This is a genomic window from Nocardioides sp. (assembly GCF_047602075.1).
In the GTDB taxonomy this organism is placed as follows: Bacteria; Actinomycetota; Actinomycetes; order Propionibacteriales; family Nocardioidaceae; genus Nocardioides.
Window position 1 is genome coordinate 545,731 of the sequence record NZ_JASGIF010000001.1, and the last position, 16,487, is coordinate 562,217.

18 protein-coding genes and 4 tRNA genes are annotated in these 16,487 nt (G+C 68.2%); 10 read left to right on the plus strand and 12 right to left on the minus strand.

What is annotated here, in order from left to right; translation table 11 throughout:
- Nucleotides 1-170 precede the first annotated feature (170 nt).
- The 4 genes from QM714_RS02865 to QM714_RS02880 are packed head-to-tail and all read right to left on the minus strand — an operon-like array spanning nucleotide 171 to nucleotide 1,883.
- A complete protein-coding gene (locus QM714_RS02865) occupies nucleotides 171-665 on the minus strand; it encodes a hypothetical protein (protein WP_415097384.1) in 495 nt (164 codons plus the stop codon).
- A complete protein-coding gene (locus QM714_RS02870; protein WP_415097386.1) occupies nucleotides 662-1,441 on the minus strand; it encodes a hypothetical protein in 780 nt (259 codons plus the stop codon). The genes QM714_RS02865 and QM714_RS02870 overlap by 4 nt, the downstream gene beginning before the upstream one ends.
- Nucleotides 1,438-1,647: a hypothetical protein gene (locus QM714_RS02875; RefSeq protein ID WP_415097388.1), complete on the minus strand. Its 210-nt coding sequence runs from the start codon at nucleotides 1,645-1,647 to the stop codon at nucleotides 1,438-1,440. The genes QM714_RS02870 and QM714_RS02875 overlap by 4 nt, the downstream gene beginning before the upstream one ends.
- A complete protein-coding gene (locus tag QM714_RS02880; RefSeq protein ID WP_415097390.1) occupies nucleotides 1,644-1,883 on the minus strand; it encodes a hypothetical protein in 240 nt (79 codons plus the stop codon). The genes QM714_RS02875 and QM714_RS02880 overlap by 4 nt, the downstream gene beginning before the upstream one ends.
- 80 nt (nucleotides 1,884-1,963) lie before the next feature.
- Here QM714_RS02880 and QM714_RS02885 point away from each other — a divergent pair, with 80 nt between their 5' ends.
- Together QM714_RS02885 and QM714_RS02890 are read left to right on the plus strand one after the other, a co-directional pair.
- Complete coding sequence (locus tag QM714_RS02885) at nucleotides 1,964-2,377, plus strand: hypothetical protein (protein WP_415097392.1); 414 nt, start codon at nucleotides 1,964-1,966, stop codon at nucleotides 2,375-2,377.
- A gap of 207 nt (nucleotides 2,378-2,584) precedes the next feature.
- Nucleotides 2,585-2,932, plus strand: a complete 348-nt coding sequence (locus tag QM714_RS02890) for a hypothetical protein (RefSeq protein WP_415097394.1) — start codon at nucleotides 2,585-2,587, stop codon at nucleotides 2,930-2,932.
- Here the strand turns inward: QM714_RS02890 and QM714_RS02895 are convergent.
- From QM714_RS02895 to QM714_RS02910, 4 genes are all read right to left on the minus strand, one after another.
- A complete protein-coding gene (locus QM714_RS02895; RefSeq protein ID WP_415097396.1) occupies nucleotides 2,929-4,218 on the minus strand; it encodes a tyrosine-type recombinase/integrase in 1,290 nt (429 codons plus the stop codon). The genes QM714_RS02890 and QM714_RS02895 overlap by 4 nt on opposite strands.
- Before the next feature lie 71 nt (nucleotides 4,219-4,289).
- Nucleotides 4,290-4,364: transfer RNA gene (locus tag QM714_RS02900), tRNA-Val, on the minus strand.
- An 18-nt stretch (nucleotides 4,365-4,382) separates the two neighbouring features.
- A tRNA-Cys gene (locus tag QM714_RS02905) sits at nucleotides 4,383-4,453 on the minus strand.
- A gap of 24 nt (nucleotides 4,454-4,477) precedes the next feature.
- Nucleotides 4,478-4,550 (minus strand) — tRNA-Gly (locus QM714_RS02910).
- A 129-nt stretch (nucleotides 4,551-4,679) separates the two neighbouring features.
- Between QM714_RS02910 and QM714_RS02915 the strand changes: the two genes are divergently transcribed.
- A complete protein-coding gene (locus tag QM714_RS02915) occupies nucleotides 4,680-5,504 on the plus strand; it encodes an aminotransferase class IV (RefSeq protein ID WP_415097398.1) in 825 nt (274 codons plus the stop codon).
- An 85-nt stretch (nucleotides 5,505-5,589) separates the two neighbouring features.
- Here QM714_RS02915 and QM714_RS02920 read toward each other — a convergent pair whose 3' ends face one another.
- Nucleotides 5,590-6,015, minus strand: a complete 426-nt coding sequence (locus tag QM714_RS02920) for an SsgA family sporulation/cell division regulator (protein WP_415097400.1) — start codon at nucleotides 6,013-6,015, stop codon at nucleotides 5,590-5,592.
- Between the two features lie 161 nt (nucleotides 6,016-6,176).
- Here QM714_RS02920 and QM714_RS02925 point away from each other — a divergent pair, with 161 nt between their 5' ends.
- Together QM714_RS02925 and QM714_RS02930 are read left to right on the plus strand one after the other, a co-directional pair.
- Entirely contained in the window at nucleotides 6,177-6,650 is a 474-nt protein-coding gene (locus QM714_RS02925) for a PGPGW domain-containing protein (protein WP_415097401.1), read from the plus strand.
- Between the two features lie 65 nt (nucleotides 6,651-6,715).
- A tRNA-Val gene (locus QM714_RS02930) sits at nucleotides 6,716-6,787 on the plus strand.
- A 26-nt stretch (nucleotides 6,788-6,813) separates the two neighbouring features.
- On the opposite strand, the gene QM714_RS02935 is transcribed toward QM714_RS02930, so the two are convergent.
- Nucleotides 6,814-7,863, minus strand: coding sequence for a DUF4232 domain-containing protein (locus QM714_RS02935; RefSeq protein ID WP_415097403.1), 1,050 nt, complete (start codon nucleotides 7,861-7,863; stop codon nucleotides 6,814-6,816).
- Between the two features lie 182 nt (nucleotides 7,864-8,045).
- Here QM714_RS02935 and QM714_RS02940 point away from each other — a divergent pair, with 182 nt between their 5' ends.
- Nucleotides 8,046-8,738, plus strand: coding sequence for a thermonuclease family protein (locus QM714_RS02940; RefSeq protein ID WP_415097405.1), 693 nt, complete (start codon nucleotides 8,046-8,048; stop codon nucleotides 8,736-8,738).
- 278 nt (nucleotides 8,739-9,016) lie between these two features.
- Here QM714_RS02940 and QM714_RS02945 read toward each other — a convergent pair whose 3' ends face one another.
- A complete protein-coding gene (locus tag QM714_RS02945; RefSeq protein ID WP_415097407.1) occupies nucleotides 9,017-9,928 on the minus strand; it encodes a 3,4-dioxygenase subunit beta in 912 nt (303 codons plus the stop codon).
- A gap of 631 nt (nucleotides 9,929-10,559) precedes the next feature.
- Between QM714_RS02945 and thrS the strand changes: the two genes are divergently transcribed.
- Both thrS and QM714_RS02955 read left to right on the plus strand, forming a co-directional pair.
- On the plus strand, nucleotides 10,560-12,548 hold the full coding sequence (gene thrS / locus QM714_RS02950) for a threonine--tRNA ligase (protein ID WP_415097409.1): 1,989 nt from the start codon (nucleotides 10,560-10,562) through the stop codon (nucleotides 12,546-12,548).
- A 204-nt stretch (nucleotides 12,549-12,752) separates the two neighbouring features.
- Nucleotides 12,753-13,274, plus strand: coding sequence for an HIT family protein (locus QM714_RS02955; RefSeq protein WP_415097411.1), 522 nt, complete (start codon nucleotides 12,753-12,755; stop codon nucleotides 13,272-13,274).
- Between the two features lie 22 nt (nucleotides 13,275-13,296).
- Here the strand turns inward: QM714_RS02955 and xylB are convergent, their stop codons facing one another.
- Nucleotides 13,297-14,703 carry a xylulokinase gene (gene xylB / locus QM714_RS02960; RefSeq protein WP_415097413.1) on the minus strand — a complete coding sequence of 469 codons (1,407 nt, stop codon included), beginning with the start codon at nucleotides 14,701-14,703 and terminating at the stop codon, nucleotides 13,297-13,299.
- 190 nt (nucleotides 14,704-14,893) lie between these two features.
- Between xylB and pgsA the strand changes: the two genes are divergently transcribed.
- Both pgsA and pdxS read left to right on the plus strand, forming a co-directional pair.
- Nucleotides 14,894-15,505 carry a phosphatidylinositol phosphate synthase gene (gene pgsA / locus QM714_RS02965; RefSeq protein WP_415097415.1) on the plus strand — a complete coding sequence of 204 codons (612 nt, stop codon included), beginning with the start codon at nucleotides 14,894-14,896 and terminating at the stop codon, nucleotides 15,503-15,505.
- Between the two features lie 32 nt (nucleotides 15,506-15,537).
- Entirely contained in the window at nucleotides 15,538-16,479 is a 942-nt protein-coding gene (gene pdxS, locus QM714_RS02970; protein WP_415097417.1) for a pyridoxal 5'-phosphate synthase lyase subunit PdxS, read from the plus strand.
- The last annotated feature ends 8 nt before the right edge of the window (nucleotides 16,480-16,487 follow it).

Below are 16,487 nucleotides of genomic sequence, written 5' to 3' on the forward strand. Positions count from 1 at the left end.
TGCGGGCCGGAAGTCTGTGCCCGGGCCGCGACCTCGTAGCGCGACCCGGGCTGCCGCTCAACCCGACACGGGTGGGTCGGGGAGGGCGTTGTGTCCCGCCGCGACCGGGTATTCCCCAATCGCCGGCGCGGCGGGAGTCTGGAAGAGCTGGTCGAACCAGAGGAGGTCGGTCATCGCTGCTCCCAGGCGACGTCGCCGAACGTCCCGGCAGCATCGGCGCGCATCCGGTCGAGCACGCGGGAGACAGTGCCGTCGAGTTGCGCAGCGGCAGCAGTGGACTCGGCTGCTACTCGGTAGCGGGTCACCACGAGGTCGCCGAAGTCGTCGGTGGTCCAGCGCCGCAGCGTCTTGTCGATGCCCCGTTCGTCGCCAACCGGGAACGCCATGTCCATCAGCGGGTCGGCGTAGTCGTCGCCCTCTTCGAAGCCGTCGAGGAAGTGCTCAAGGTTGCGCTTGATGGATCGCGAGCGGGCCGACCGGGCGTTGCCGATGACCTGCGACATGAGCAGGTCGGTCTCCCGCTGCGGGTCGCGGTCGGAGCCGGTGACCATCGCCAGCACGTCCTCGCGGATGGCTGCCTTGGCCTCGGAGGTCTTGACCTCGGCGTCGTCGCTGCCGCGCACGTAGGCGTCGTACAGGTCGATGATGCGGTCGTCGATGTTCACGCTGGGACCTCTTCTCGGATGGCTGCCAGGAAGGCGATGCAGGAGTCGACGCGGGTGCGGGTCAGGCGCATGCCGTGGGCGAGGAACCGGGCCTCGTGGGGGTAGAAGTCGCGGAGGAAGATGGCGGCCTGGTCGGCGCCGCCGTCGAGGAACCGCACGCATTCGGCGATGCGGGTCACGGTGGACTGGCGGCCGTGCTCAAGCTCTCGCTCGGCGCGCTGCTCGGGCGTCTCAACCGGGGCAGGCGGGAAAGCGGGTGTTACTTCGGGGGCACCCTGCGCGATATCGGACGATCGTCCGATATCGACCACCGCAGCCGGAGCCCTCGTCTCGGGCTCGGGCTCCGGCCGGGTGGCGCCCGACGTCCCGGCCGCTTGGTATTCGGTCGGGGCGGCGGGGGTCTTGGTGTACGTCGCGGGCCGCTCCTGGCCGCGAGCGTTGGTGATGGTCACGTCCTCATCCGCCAATTGGCGGTTGACCTCGCGCCGCGTCGTCGTCTCCGGGTGCCCGAGCGTGTCGGCAATCTGCTGATGCGTGAGGCCGCCGCGTCGGAGCCGGGCGCCGATCTCGGGGACATCCGCCTTGGGGCAGACCACGCCAAGGCCCTTGTACTCGGCCTCGCGCATCTCGTCCCAGTCGGCGTACCCGAGCACGGTCCACGCCTGGTTCTCGATCTGCCAGACGATGGCCTCGAAGAACGTCGAGCCGGACTCGCGGGCCAGGGCGACGGACTCGCGGACCTGGCCGTAGGTGACCTCGGTGTTGACGATGGTCATGCGTCCGGCAGTCCGTCCACGTATGCCCGCAGCGCGTCGGCCGTGATGACCCAGGAGCCGACCGGGTTGCCGTCCTCGTCGATGCTCGACTTCTTGGCCTGGAGGTGGCCCGCCTTGATTGCTCGATCGAGCGTGGCCTTCGAGAGCCCCGTGGCCAAGGCCGCCCCGGCAAGCGAGTAGGAGATCGGGGCAGTCGCGGCGATCATGCCGACACCCGCTCACGACCGGGAGCGATTAGGTCGAGGACATCAATCCCCAGCCACTCCGCGATCAACGGCAGTTCGTCGAGGTCGAGCCCCTGGCCTTCCGCGAGTCGTCGCGAGACAGACTGCTGGCTGCACTGGAGCACCTCAGCGAGCTGCACTCCGGTACGCTTCTGCCGTGCCATCTCGGCGCGGATCTCGGCCGCGACGCGTTGGCGGAAAGTCGCTGGTGTACCCATGTCGGTACAGTAAGCACGTCTCGGGTACAAATGCAAGGGCACGGTGACGGCGCGCCGGATTTCGGGTACATTCCCGGCCTGTGGATGTTTTCTACGCCTTCCCCAGTGGGACGCAGAGCGTGCTCGCCCGCGCGATTAGCGCCGAGATCCGCGCCGTGCTTGCCGCCCGCCGAATGTCGCGCCGTGAACTTGGCAGCAAGATCGGCCTCGGGAATAACTACCTGGCCTTGCGACTGCGCGACGCCAAGCCGCTCACGCTCGACGACTTGGAGTTGATCACTCACTACCTTGACGAGGATGTCGACGAGTTCGTCCAACGGGCATGGGACACTCACTCTGAGCGCCTATGGGTCGAGCAGGGTGACGCGATCAAGAAGGCCGAAGGTGAGGCTCAGCGCCGGACCGAGGATGACCCCGAAGAGGTCAGCGTCGAGCCTCTTCAGCAAGAATCCCGAGCATCCGGCAAACGAGGTTCTCGCGCTCGTCGGGATTGAGGTCAAGGTCGACCAAGAGGGTCTTCGTATCGGCGTACCAGAACGCTGGCCCACCTAACCGCCACATCGTCTGCACCTTCACGCCCATCGCTTCTAGCACTGCGAACGGCTCCGGGTTCCCCACGGCGACCCCCTTCCGAGAGCGCCCATGATGCATGGTCCCGCGACCGCTCGCAGGCGGTTTGGGCAGTGGTCTAGCCTGGCGCAATGTCAGAGCAGAGAAGCCCCATGGCGGACGCAGCAGCAGCACAGATCAGAGCCGAGCGGGCGGCTCTCGACATAGAGGCCACGGACCTGGTTGAGCGGTCGGGCCTACCACTCAAAGAGATCGCGGCCATGGAGGCCGCCGAGGCGATCGACCTCGCCAAGTTGGAGATCGTCGCCGACGCGCTCGGCATCACGGTGAGCGAGTTCTGGCGCCGGGCGGAACGGCGCCTACCGAGCCCGCCGCCGTTCGAGCCTCACCAGCAGAGCGCCATCGGCGTGGCCGGTGCCGTGCATGCCGACACGGTGAACATCGGGGGAGACATGGACAACAGCCGGAGCGAAGGCTAGTTCGACTGCACGAGCTCCAGTCGCGCCGCGACCTTCTCCAGCGCCCTTCGGGCTTCGGTGAGGTCGACGTGCTCGTAGTCGCGGGTACTGGCGATCGAGGAGTGGCCCATGATCGCGATGCGGACGGACTCGGGGACGCCGAGGGCCATGAGCAGGGTTGCGGTGCCGTGGCGGATCTCGTGGAGGTGCCAGGGCCGGCCGGTCGGGTGCGCGATCCCTACGGCCTTCTGGATGTCGTGCCATTCGTCGAGGTCGCTGGCTGGGTTGCGCGGCCAGGTGCCGGCCTTGGTGCTACGTCCTGGCCAGACGAGCTGCTGGGGGTTGTCGGGCGCTATCTCGCGCCATGCACGGAGGCTGTTGGCAGCCCAGGGGACGAGCGGCTGAACGCGCCAACCCGCCTCGGACTTGGGGCGCACGAGGTGCTGTGCTCCGACGACACGCACGGCTTCGTAGCCGTCGGGCACCCGGAACCCGGCGGCGGGGTTGCGGTTCTCGATGTACTTCAGGCCCTGGATCTGCCAGGCGATCGTGAGTGACTCGACCTCCAAGTCGACCATCGGCCAGGTGAGCCCGCGGGACTCGGCGGATCGGTGGCCCTGCAGGAACGTGAGCGCCCACCTGGACACACCGCCACGGCGTACAAGGTCCTCCTCTGTGGGCAGTTCGGCGAGATAGGTGAGCACCCTGATCGCCTCGTCCACCGGCACAGCGTCGCGGTCGTTGACGGCGGCCTTGGGCTTCTTGGTGTGGAGCACGTTGGGGCGGATGGTGTAGCCGTCCTGTGCGGCCGCCTTGAGCAGGCGCATGAGGCTGCCGGCGTAGCGCTGGGACGTGCTGGAGTTGTTGCCCTGCTTCCGGATGTACCGGTCGAGCGCCTTGACGTGGGAGGGCTCGACCTCGTTGAGTCGCGTCTTGCCGATCGAGGCGACGATGGCCTTCACGGCGGCCTTGTCGGTCGTGTAGGCGCTGGGCGTCACGTGTGGCTCGATGTCCTGCAACCACTGCTCGGCGTACATCGCGATGGTGACCGTGCGCTTCGCGACATGGCCGTTGTCGCGCTCAAGCTCGGCGCGCTTGTTGCGGAGCTTCCGTTTGATTGCTGCCCGGTGTGGACAGCGCTGTTGGCAGCCGCCGACGCAGCCCTTGCCGGAGACAGTGGGGCGCTTCCGGCCGCCCGCGGCCGTGAAGGTGTCGGCCTCCACCGCGGCGATCCAGCGCCAGTCGGAGCGGCGTTGGTACATGGTGCCGGTGCCGTATGCCGAGCGCGTCACGGTCGTGTCAGCCATGTTGTCAGCCATTTCATGTTTCAACATGGTGTGTCATGCCTAGTCTGAAAGCCAGTGTTTGAGCGTAAAACTGGTGGGCGATACTGGGTTTGAACCAGTGACCTCTTCCGTGTCAAGGAAGCGCGCTACCGCTGCGCCAATCGCCCGGGTTGTTCGGGTTTTCGAGGTGGGTACGGGATTTGAACCCGTGTAGACGGATTTGCAGTCCGTTGCCTCGCCTCTCGGCCAACCCACCGTGGATGGGTCGAGACCCGCTCCGAGCGGACGACGAGGCTCGAACTCGCGACCTCAACCTTGGCAAGGTTGCGCTCTACCAACTGAGCTACGTCCGCGCGCTCCCGGCCAACGCTCGGCCGGAGGTGCGCAGAGAACACTAACGGATGCCCCGAACCGATCAAAATCAAGGCTCGGCGCGTGTTGGCAGTGGTGAGAGCGAGGGAGTGGCCTCCTAGAGTCTCCCCATGCGCGCGTGGCTGGACGGACGACTGTTGAGCGACCCGACCGGCCCGGCGGTGACGGTCGTGGACCACGGGTTCACGGTTGGCGACGGGGTGTTCGAGGCCGTCAAGGTGCTCGGTGGCGTCCCGTTTGCGCTGACCCGGCATCTGGAGCGGCTGGTGCACTCGGCACGCGGGCTGGGGCTCCCGGAGGTCGACCTGGTGGAGGTACGCCGCGGGGTTGCGGCTGTGCTGGACGGATTCGACGCGCCGTTGGGCCGACTGCGCATCACCTACACGGGCGGTCCGGCGCCACTGGGCTCCGGACGTGGGGACTTGGAGCCGACGACGCTCGCGGTCGTGGTGGACGAGATGGCGCCTACCCCCGAGACGACAGTCGTGGCGACCGTTCCCTGGCCACGCAACGAGCGGGGACCGCTGGCCGGCCTGAAGACCACGTCGTACGCCGAGAACGTCGTCGCCCTCGCGCGCGCGCAGCAGGTGGGTGCTTCGGAGGCCGTCTTCGCCAACCTGGCCGGCCACCTGTGCGAGGGCACCGGCTCCAACGTCTTCTACGTCCTCGACGGCGAGCTGCGCACCCCCACGCTGGCGTCCGGGTGCTTGGCCGGGGTGACCCGGGCGCTGGTACTGGAGTGGTATGGCGCGCGCGAGGTCGATGAGCCGATCGACGTGCTTCGCGAGGCCAGCGAGATCTTCTTGGCCTCCACGACACGTGACGTCCAAGGTGTGCGCCGCTGGGACGACCGAGCGCTGGTCGCTCGGGGATCGGTGACTCAGGAGGTGGCCCGCGTATGGGCCGAGCGGGAGGCGAAGAACCTCGATCCCTGAGGTCGTCGTACGACACCCGAAATGCCGAGAGCCTGAGCCCCTAAGGAGGAAGGGGCCCAGGCTCTGCTCGGGCGGCTTGGGAGGCTCAGGCTGAAGGCAGCAAGGTGTCGATCATCGCGTCGACGTCGATGGTCTCGGCACCGAGCGGCACGATCTCGAGCGTGCGCTCGACGAAGCGGGCCACCTCGGGTGTCCGGGTCTGCGCCACGAACGAGCCGGTGTTGGAGTGCAGCTCGATCACGGTGACCGCGCGGCCCTCCAGGTCGATGCTGGGGGAGATGCGGACGTCGCCCTCGCCGGCGGGGTCCGACATGCCACCGAGAAGGAGCTCTCGGTGGAACACCCACGGGACGTCGCCGCTGCGGGTGCGGAAAGTCATGGTGACGGCAAAGGGGTCCTTCGCGTCGTAGGCCAGCTCGGCATCGAGTTGGCGGGCGTGACCGGTCACGTCCACGCACTCCAAGATGACGTCCTGGGTCAGGGTGCTTGTCAGCGGGTGGCTCTCGCCCATCTCGCTCTCCTCCTTGAGTTTGTGCCTTCCGCTGATGAGACGGGTCACCCATCGAGCCATGACGCCGATTCCTGGACAGTTGCCGCCCGGGTGTCCACAGGTAGGCTGAGAAACCTCGTCCGAGCGCGTCGTGAGGACGCTAACCCAGCTCAGGAGCCCACGTGACCGACACCGAGGAAGCCGCGGAATCCGGCTTCTGGCACCGTGTCCGCCACCGATTCCATCGCACGCACCGCCACCTGCACAGGAATCCGGTCACCGGATTCGTGACCAAGATCGTGGTCACCATCCTCGGCGCTGCGGTCATCGGAGCTGGTCTAGTCATGATGGTGACGCCCGGCCCCGGCATCGTCGCGATCGTGGTCGGACTGGGCATCCTCGGCACCGAGTGGCACTGGGCGCAGCGGTGGATGCACGCGATGAAGGCGAAGGCGCAGGCGGCCGCCGACAAGGCCCGCGACATGGACCCCAAGGTCCGACGTCGCCGTCTCGTCTTCATCGTGCTCGGAGTGATCTGCATCGCCGGAGCGGTGTGGGCCTACGTGGCGACGTACGACTGGCCGAGCTTCGCCGTCACCGGCTGGGACTGGGTCCAGGGCCTCAGCCGTTTCGTCCCCGAGCTCCCCGGAATGTGAGGCGCCAGCCAGGCGGCCTCGAATGTGAGGACGCCCCGGCGATGCGCTAACGTTGCCCACCGCACGGGCGATTGGCGCAGTGGTAGCGCGCTTCGTTCACACCGAAGAGGTCACTGGTTCGAACCCAGTATCGCCCACCCTTAGTTCACCCTGTAGCCCGACGTCAGGGCACGACTTGGAGCCACTCCTGGCCGTCGTAGTCGGGACTGAGGTCGACCAAGTTCCAGCGCAAGTCGATCTCCGGACTGTCCCGGACGTCGGTGGGAGCATCCAGCCGCATCGCGTAGCGCACACTCGCGCCCGGGGCGACCAGCGGCGTGGAGCCGCACTCGAGTCGCCAGCGGCCCCGGACCAGGGCCTCTCCAGAGCTCATCGCGACCGTGTCGTAGGCCGAGAGGCTCTGCTCGTAGCCTGGGCACGGCCTCAGATCAACTGTTTCGTCGCCGCGGTTGGTCAGGGTGACGACGTACTCCAGAGTCGACCCCGGCCGGACGGAGGCGGGCGTCTCCAGCCGGATCTGGAGACCGGGAAAGCGATCGGGTTGCTCGACAAGACCGGCGTGCCATTGGCTCACCGCGATGGGGGCGCAGGTCTGGGTGCTGCCTTCGGGGGCGATAACCGGAAGTGCGGTTCCGTCATCGAGCATCAGGCGGATCTCCAGGCCGCTGGGCGCGGATGGGCAGGTCGTCTCGTTGGCCGGGAACTCCAAGGTCAGCTCGGCGGGATCCGCTCCGGGCCTGACCGTGCCGGGGGTGTAGCCGACCGGAAAGAAGGTTCCCCGACGAAGGCCAACCGTCGTCCAGCTCCCACCGGACGTGCGGGTCTGGACGGTGGGATAGCCGCCGAGAGTGCAGGCCGCAGCCCCGTGGTTGCGGAACTTGAGGAACCAGCCGAGGTGTTGTCCGGCTCCCTCGACGTCACTCGGCAGCGGCTTGAGATCGGCGGTGTGACACGGAGCCTCGGTGGGATGTGTGTAGATCCACTCTTCGTAGTCGGTCCGGTTGCTCCACGGCACCACTCCTGTGGCCAGGTCCGCCGGTGTCGAGGAGGTCGTCGGCGTCGCGGCGGGGGCGGGCCCGGTCGGGCCGGGTCGCGAGAGTACGGCGGTGATGACGCCCGTGGCGACCACCGCGCCCGCGGCGACCAGAGCCCCCATCCACGCGGCGTGGAGGGCAACCTCTGCCCCGTACCTGTCCCGGTCAGGTCCCTCCATGTCACCTCCCCCGGGTGTGTGCTCGTCACCTCAAGTGAGGTGCTACGCCACTCCTGGGACTCCCGGCGAGCCTCTTGAGTTGCGGCCGTGTCGTTGATTCGTCTGCGGGGCCGCTGGCCCGGCGGTTAGCGTGCGTGCGGCGTAGGGCATGCCAAGGACCACAAGAAGAAGGACCGATCATCGTGCCGTTCTGGCCTCGTCTCAGTGCGACAGCCACCCTCATCGCGTTGATGGTCGGGCTGATGATCGCACTCGTGCCGACCTCACCAGCCGAGGCCGCCGACAAGGACTGCGGGGATTTCAAGACGCAGAAGGCTGCCCAGATCTTCTTTCTCAACCATGGCGGCCCCAAGCGTGACCCGCACCGACTGGACTATGACGGTGACGGCGTCGCCTGCGAGTCCAACCCGTGCCCCTGCTACTACGGGACCAAGCCGCCCGGCGGAGACAGCAGGCCCGCTCGCGTCCGACAGCGCGGCAAGGTCACCCACGTCGTCGACGGAGACACCGTGGACGTCAAGATCAAGGGTGGCCGCCTCAAGCGCGTCCGGGTGCTTGGCATCGACACTCCCGAGGTCTACGACGGCGTGGAGTGCTACGGCCCCGAGGCTTCGGCATCGATGGAGGCGTTGCTACCCGAGGGAACCAAGGTCCGGCTGATCTCCGATCGCACTCAGGACCTCAAGGATCGATACGGCCGGATCCTGCGATACGTGCTCAAGGGCGACAAGGACATCGGTCAGGTGCAGGTCCGGCGGGGCGCGGCGAAGGTGTACGTCTATCACCGCCATCCATTCGAGCGGGTGAAGTCCTACCGCAAGGCGCAGCGCAAGGCCAAGAAGGGCGACCGCGGCCTCTGGGGAGCCTGCGGCTAGCCGGTTGGGTTTCGGCTACTGGCACTTGAGACGCGGTAGGTGCGCCGAGGACGCCAGCAGTCCCGCCGCACGGGTCTGCGCGCCGCTGATCACGTCCCACGCCGCTACCTCCACACAGCACAGCGCCCCACGCCGCTCTCGGGTACGGCGCGGGGCACTGTGGCTTGTGAGGGCCGTTTCCCCCGTGGCCCTGCGGACATGTAACGGTCGAGGTCACGCACTATGACGCGGTTTGTGCGTGCTGTTGTCCCTCACTTGCCAGCCCCGCTGGATCGGGGTCAGACCGGCACCGCCATGGAGAGGACGTAGCCCTCGTCGACGGAGCCGGTGAGCTTGGCCATCTGCAGTGAGTGGCCGTCGCCGAAGACGTTGTCGCTGTCGAGACTGACCTGGGCGAGATTGTCTTGCGAGGCCTCGTATCCCTCGGCGTTGTTGTAGACCTCCAGGCAGACGGCCTCGGGGAAGGCGATCTGGGAGGTGCGCAGCTTGTTGGCAGCGGTGGTCGCGTCGTCGAGGGAGGGATAGACCTCGAAGTGCAGATGCGGCCAGCGGCCGGAGTAGCAGGCGGGGAAGATGCTGGTGAACTCGATGCTGCCGTTGTCGGCGACCTCCTGGACGCCACGCAGGTAGTTCTCGTTCTCCAGCCCCTCTGAGTAGAGCGAGTAGTTCCCTTCCCGATTGCAGTGCCATAGATAGACCGCCGCGCCGGCGTACGGTGTCAGTTCGTCGCCGTCGTGGTTGTAGACCTTGAGCCGGATCTTCATGGGCACTCCCTCGGCGACCCCGGTCGCGTCGCCGAAACTGGACCGGATGTCACTGCGGACGATGCCGGACTCGGTCAACACGTTGACCCCGTTGCTGCCGTCGGCGGGATAGGGCCCGTTGGTCTCCTCGGGAATGTCGCCCTCCGACACACCGTCCTGGGAGACCGCTCCTGCGGCGCCGCCACTGCCACCGTCCGGTGGTGTACCACCGGGACCACCACTGTGGGTGTCGCCGGCATTGGTTGCGCTCTTGGCGTCGTCGGCCTCGCTGGCGCCGCAGGCGGCGAGTGCGGTCGCCGCGACCCCGCCGCCGAGCACGCCGAGGACCCCTCGGCGTCCGAGCGTGCGTCGGACCATGCCTCGTTCCTGTAGCCGGGGCAGGTCGTAGGCGAAGCCTTCGCGGTGCTCGTCGTGGTCGTGACTCATGGGATGTCCTCCTGACGTCCGGGGCCGATGCGTCCCAGCAAACCGACTGCGCCTGTGCGATTCCTGTGCCATCACTGTGCTGGGCGAACGAAAGGGCCGGCAGGGCTACTGGTGCGTACGACATGGCATCTGCGTCGTACGCACCAGTAGCCGTGGGTTCGCGCAGCCGCGATAGTCGGGGGATGCCGATGGTCCGGGGTCGACTGTGGTTCGCCTACCTAGCTGCCGATGCGCGCTTGACCCGCGGCTTCCTAGCGTCACCGACATCTGAACCGTGATCAGCTGAACCGTGACAAGGAGGAGCGCCCGAGATGAAACGACCAGTGCTGATCGCGGCGGTGGTCCGCGTGGGCCAGGACGGTTGGGTCAACAAGGAGACCCATGACATCTGGGAGCACGGCGCCCACATGTGGGCGGCCAACCTCACCGTGCCGTCGCTCAGGCTGAGCATGGTGACCTCCTTGGTCTTGGTCGGCGCGGCGGCCATCCAGCGCGGCGCCGTCGCCTGGAGCCGGTCGGCTGAGCAAGGTTGGCCTGACGGGCAAACCGCGGTGCGGGCCAGGCCAACCCGCCGATACCATCGACGGGTCCAGCGGCAGCGCCGCACCAGCAGCCCACTAGGAGTCCTTCCGTGTCCGAGATCAAGGTCGCCCTCCGCACCGCCGACGCGCGCGAGGAGCAGACCCTGACGACCGGCACCAAGGCCTGGGAGCTGTTCACGGACGACACCTCGGTCATCGCGGCGCGGGTAGGCGAGGACCTGCGCGACCTGGCCTACGAGCTCCAGGACGGCGACGAGGTCGAGGGCGTAGTGATCGACTCCGCGGACGGCCGCGACATCTTGCGCCACTCGACCGCGCACGTGCTGGCACAGGCCGTCCAGGAGCTGTTCCCCGACGCCAAGCTCGGCATCGGTCCGCCGATCGAGAACGGCTTCTACTACGACTTCGACGTCGAGGAGCCCTTCAAGCCGGAGGATCTCGCCGCCCTTGAGACCCGGATGCGCAAGATCATCAAGGAGGGGCAGCGCTTCTCCCGACGGCCCGTCTCCGACCACGACGCCATCGCCGAGCTCGCCGACGAGCCCTACAAGATCGAGCTGATCGGGCTCAAGGGCTCCGGCCGCGGCGAGGATGCCGCCGAAGGCGCCTCGGTCGAGGTCGGTGCGGGCGAGCTGACCATCTACGACAACCTCCGGCGCGACGGCTCGCTCGCCTGGAAGGACCTGTGCCGGGGCCCGCACCTGCCCACCACCAAGCGCATCCCGGCTTTCAAGTTGATGCGCTCCGCGGCGGCGTACTGGCGCGGCGACGAGAAGAACAAGCAGCTGCAGCGGATCTACGGCACAGCGTGGGAGTCCAAGGAGGCGCTCGCCGAGCACCTGCACCGGATCGAGGAGGCCGAGCGCCGCGACCACCGCAAGCTCGGCCGCGATCTCGACCTGTTCAGCTTTCCCGACGAGCTCGGCTCCGGCCTGGTGGTCTTCCACCCCAAGGGCGGCGTCGTCAAGCGGGTGATGGAGGACTACGTCCGGCAGCGCCACATCGAGGAGGGCTTCTCCTACGTCGGCACCCCTCACATCAGCAAGGAGGGGCTGTTCCACACCTCCGGGCATCTGCCCTACTACGCCGACACGATGTTCCCGCCTATGGAGATGGAGGGCGCGAACTACTACCTCAAGGCCATGAACTGCCCGATGCACAACCTGATCTTCTCCTCGCGCGGACGGTCCTACCGCGAGCTGCCGCTGCGGCTGTTCGAGTTCGGCGGCGTCTACCGGTTCGAGAAGTCCGGTGTCGTGCACGGGCTCACCCGGGTCCGGGGGATGACGCAGGACGACTCGCACTCCTACTGCATGCCCGAGCAGGCGGCCGACGAGATCCGCCATCTGTTGGGCTTCGTGCTGTCCCTGCTCAAGGACTTCGGACTCGACGACTTCTACCTCGAGTTGTCCACCCGCGACGACTCCAAACCGGACAAGTTCGTCGGCTCCGACGAGGACTGGGCGGTTGCCACCGCCGTCCTCGAGGAGGTAGCGGTCGACTCCGGCCTCGAGCTCGTTCCCGATCCCGGTGGCGCCGCGTTCTACGGCCCCAAGATCTCGGTGCAGGCGCGCGACGCGATCGGGCGGACCTGGCAGATGTCGACGATTCAGTACGACTTCAACCAGCCGGCCGGCTTCGAGTTGGAGTACGTCGCCCCGGACGGCTCGCGGCAGCAGCCGGTGATGATCCACTCGGCCAAGTTCGGCTCGATCGAGCGGTTCCTCGGTGTGCTGGTCGAGCACTATGCCGGTGCCTTCCCGCCCTGGCTCGCGCCGGTGCAGGTGCAGGGCATCCCGATCGCCGAGCGACACGTTGACTACTTGCGTGGCGTCGCGGACCGGATGACCGGCGAGGGGCTGCGGGTCGAGATCGACGAGTCCGACGACCGGATGCAGAAGAAGATCCGCAACGCTCAACTGCAGAAGGTCCCGTTCATGATGATCGCCGGAGACGACGACGTCGCCGCCGGGGCGGTGTCGTTCCGCTACCGCGACGGCCACCAGGACAACGGAGTCCCGATCGAGGAGGCCGTCGACCGGGTTCGCGCGGCAGTGGAGTCGCGCGAGCAGGTCTGAGCCTGGGTCCGTGGAAGGCCGCCTACTGCGCGGCGCCGGAGCGGCGCCCTGGCTGCGTTGCCGGACGCTCGAAAGACGTCCAGTCTGCCTTCGCGTCGACGCCTTGCCATCGCACCCCTCCGGTGCCGCTCGCGACGGCGCCCCTCCACGGATCCAGGCTGAGAACGCGCGAGGCTGGAGCGGCTGACCTGGCATGCTGACCCGGTGACTCATCTAGATGAGCTGGGTGATCCCGACGGACTCGAGCGGCTGTGGACGCCGTACCGAATGGCCTACGTGCGCGGGGAGGTGGCCGAGCCCGACGAGGGCTGCCCGTTCTGTCGGATGGCAAACGGCGGTCCGCAGTCAGAGCTGGTGGTCCATCGAGGGACGACGGCCTACGTCGTGCTGAACCTCTACCCCTACAACCCCGGCCACCTCATGGTCGTGCCGGATCGACACGTCGCAGACTACGGCGATCTGAGCGAGGCCGAGACGCTCGAGGTCGCGGAGCTGACCAAGGACGCTCTGCGCGTGATCCGGGAGGTCTCCGCGCCCCAGGGGTTCAACGTCGGGCTCAACCTCGGGGGCGCGGCGGGCGGCTCGCTGAGCCAGCACCTCCACCAGCACGTGGTGCCGCGTTGGTCTGGTGACGCCAACTTCATGACCGTCCTCGCTGCCACCAAGGTGCTGCCCCAGTTGCTCACCGACACCCGCGACCTGCTCAGCCAGGCCTGGCCGACCTAACCCAAGCCTGGACAGCCGCCGCTCAGGAGGCGGAGAGGCGGTCCAGAACGTGGTCGCGGGCCTCGGCATAGCGCTGCCGTACGGCGGGCAGCGCGGCCGCCTCGTAGACCTCCGTCGCCGGCAGCTCCCACACCGGGGGCTCGACGCTGCCACTGAGGACCCAGGCGGCCTGGCGCGCCGCGCCGCGGGCGACGTACTCCCCGGCAGGCGGCACGTGCACCGGGCGACCGAGCACCGCGGGTGCGATCTCGCGCAATGCGGCTGAGGAGGCCCCGCCTCCGACGAGCAACACCCGGGAGACCTCGGCGCCCTGGTCGATCAACGCGTCCACCGCGTCAGCGAGGCCGCAGAGCAGCCCCTCGACCGCGGCCCTGGCCACATGAGCGGGGGTCCACGAAGTGAGCGTGAGACCGTGCAACGACGCGGTCGCCAGGGGACGGTCGGGGGTGCGCTCGCCCTCCAGCCAAGGCACCAGGACCGCGCCACCGGCACCGGCCGGTGCGGACAGGGCGAGCGAGGAGAGCCCGGAGTGGTCGACGCCCAGCAGGGCCGCGGTGCTGTCGAGCACCCGTGCGGCGTTGAGCGTGCACACCAGCGGGAGGAAGCGACCGGTGGCGTCGGCGAACCCGGCGACGGCCCCGCTGGAGTCGGCGGCGGGGACCTCGGAGACGGCGCAGGCGACCCCGGAGGTGCCGATCGAGACCACCATGTCGCCGGTCGAGGCGGACAGCCCCAGGGCAGAGGCCGCGTTGTCACCGGTGCCGGGCCCGAGCACGACACCGGTGTCGGTCCAGCCGACCGCCTCGGCGGGCCCGAGCACCTGCGGCACCAGCGCGTCATGTCCGAGGGCGAGACGCAGCAAGTCGGAGCGATACTCGCCCGAGGTGGGCGACCAGTAGCCCGTGCCGCTGGCGTCGCCCCGATCGGTGACCAGGTCGGCGATGTCCCGGGTGCCGCGCAGGCGCCAGGTGAGCCAGTCGTGGGGGAGGCAGACCGCAGCGGTGCGGCGCGCCGCTTCCGGCTCGTGGTCGGCCAGCCAGCGGAGCTTGGTGTTGGTGAACGAGGCCACCGGCACCAGTCCGACCGCCTCGGCCCACGCCCGGGCGCCGCCGAGGTCGGCGATCAAGTCGGTCGCGGCGTCGGCGGAGCGGGTGTCGTTCCACAACAGTGCCGGCCGGACCACCTCTCCGGTCGAGTCGAGGCAGACCATGCCGTGCTGCTGGCCACCGACGGCGAGTGCCGCCACGTCGGCCAGGCCACCGGCTTCTCCGATGGCCACCTGAAGGGCGGACCACCAGGCTTCGGGATCCACTTCGGTGCCATCTGGATGGGTGGCCCGGCCCTCACGGACCACCGCCCCGGTGTCGGCGTCGAAGACGAGGACCTTGCACGACTGGGTCGAGGAGTCGACCCCGGCGACCAGCGTCACCGGTCAGCCTCGGGTGCCGCGCCTGAGCTCGTCATCATGGGTCCAGTCTGCCTGTTGAGGTCGAGGAGTCGTGCAGCGGACGTCATGGTGTGGGTCGTCCCCTCAGTCGCTCCGGCGACCGGATGAGTGACCTTGCCCAATGCCCAGGGATTCTCTCGGGCAAGAGCAGGACGGCTACCCTGCAACCGCCATGATGGAACACTTCCGCGCCTTCTGGACCAAGGTCATCGCGGCACCGGTCGGTGGGCTGCTGCTCAAACTGGGGGTCAGCCCCGATGCGGTCACCCTGGTCGGCACCCTGGGTGTCGCGGCCGGGGCACTGATCTTCTTCCCCCGCGGTCAGCTGCTGATCGGCGTGCTGGTGATCACCGCGTTCGTCTTCAGCGACATGGTCGACGGCTACATGGCTCGCGAGTCCGGCCGCACCGACTCGTTCGGTGCCTTCCTCGACTCCACCCTGGACCGGATCGGCGATGCCGCGGTCTTCGGTGGGCTGGCGCTCTACTTCGCCGGTCCTGGTGACTCCATGCTCTATCTGGTCCTGTCGCTGGCCTGCCTGGTGATGGGCTCGGTGACGTCGTACGCCCGAGCCCGGGCCGAGGCGCTGGGCTTCGAGGCCAAGGTGGGCATCGCCGAGCGCGCCGACCGGTTGGTCGCGATCTTGGTGATGACCGGTCTCAGCGACATCTTCGACGCACCCGTCCTGCTGTGGGTCACCTTGTGGGCGCTTGCGATCGCCAGCACCGTCACCGTGGGCCAGCGGATCTGGGTGGTGCGCCGTCAGGCGCTCGCCCACCAGTGAGCCGGCCCGGCCACGGCGATACGATGAGAGACATGCCACAGCAGTCCGAGCCCACCTCCGAGCCCACCGAAATCTCGGCCCCCGTCACCGAGCAGTCCACCGGCACCACCCGCGTCAAGCGTGGCATGGCCGAGATGCTCAAGGGCGGGGTGATCATGGACGTCGTCACCCCCGATCAGGCGAAGATCGCCGAGGATGCCGGTGCCGTCGCGGTGATGGCCCTCGAGCGGGTGCCGGCCGACATCCGCGCTCAGGGCGGGGTGTCGCGGATGAGCGACCCGGACATGATCGACGGGATCATCGCGGCCGTCTCGATCCCGGTGATGGCCAAGGCTCGGATCGGGCACTTCGCCGAGGCGCAGGTGCTGCAGTCGCTCGGTGTGGACTACATCGACGAGTCCGAGGTGCTGACTCCGGCCGACTACGCCAACCACATCGACAAGTGGGCCTTCACGGTGCCGTTCGTGTGTGGCGCGACCAACCTGGGCGAGGCGCTGCGCCGGATCACCGAGGGTGCGGCGATGATTCGCTCGAAGGGCGAGGCCGGCACCGGTGACGTGTCCAACGCGGTGACGCACATGCGCTCGATCGGTGGCGAGATCCGTCGGCTGCGCAGCCTGTCGGCCGACGAGCTGTACGTCGCGGCGAAGGAGCTGCAGGCACCCTACGACCTGGTCTGCGAGGTCGCCGAGCTCGGCAAGCTGCCGGTCGTGCTGTTCACTGCGGGTGGCATTGCGACCCCCGCCGACGCGGCGATGATGATGCAGCTCGGCGCGGAGGGTGTCTTCGTCGGGTCCGGAATCTTCAAATCGGGCAACCCGGCCGAGCGGGCCGAGGCGATCGTGAAGGCGACCACCTTCTACGACGACCCTGACGTGGTGGCGAAGGTCAGCCGTGGTCTCGGCGAGGCGATGGTCGGCATCAACGTCGAGGAGATCCCGCAGCCGCACCGGCTGGCCGAGCGCGGCTGGTAGAGCCCTGG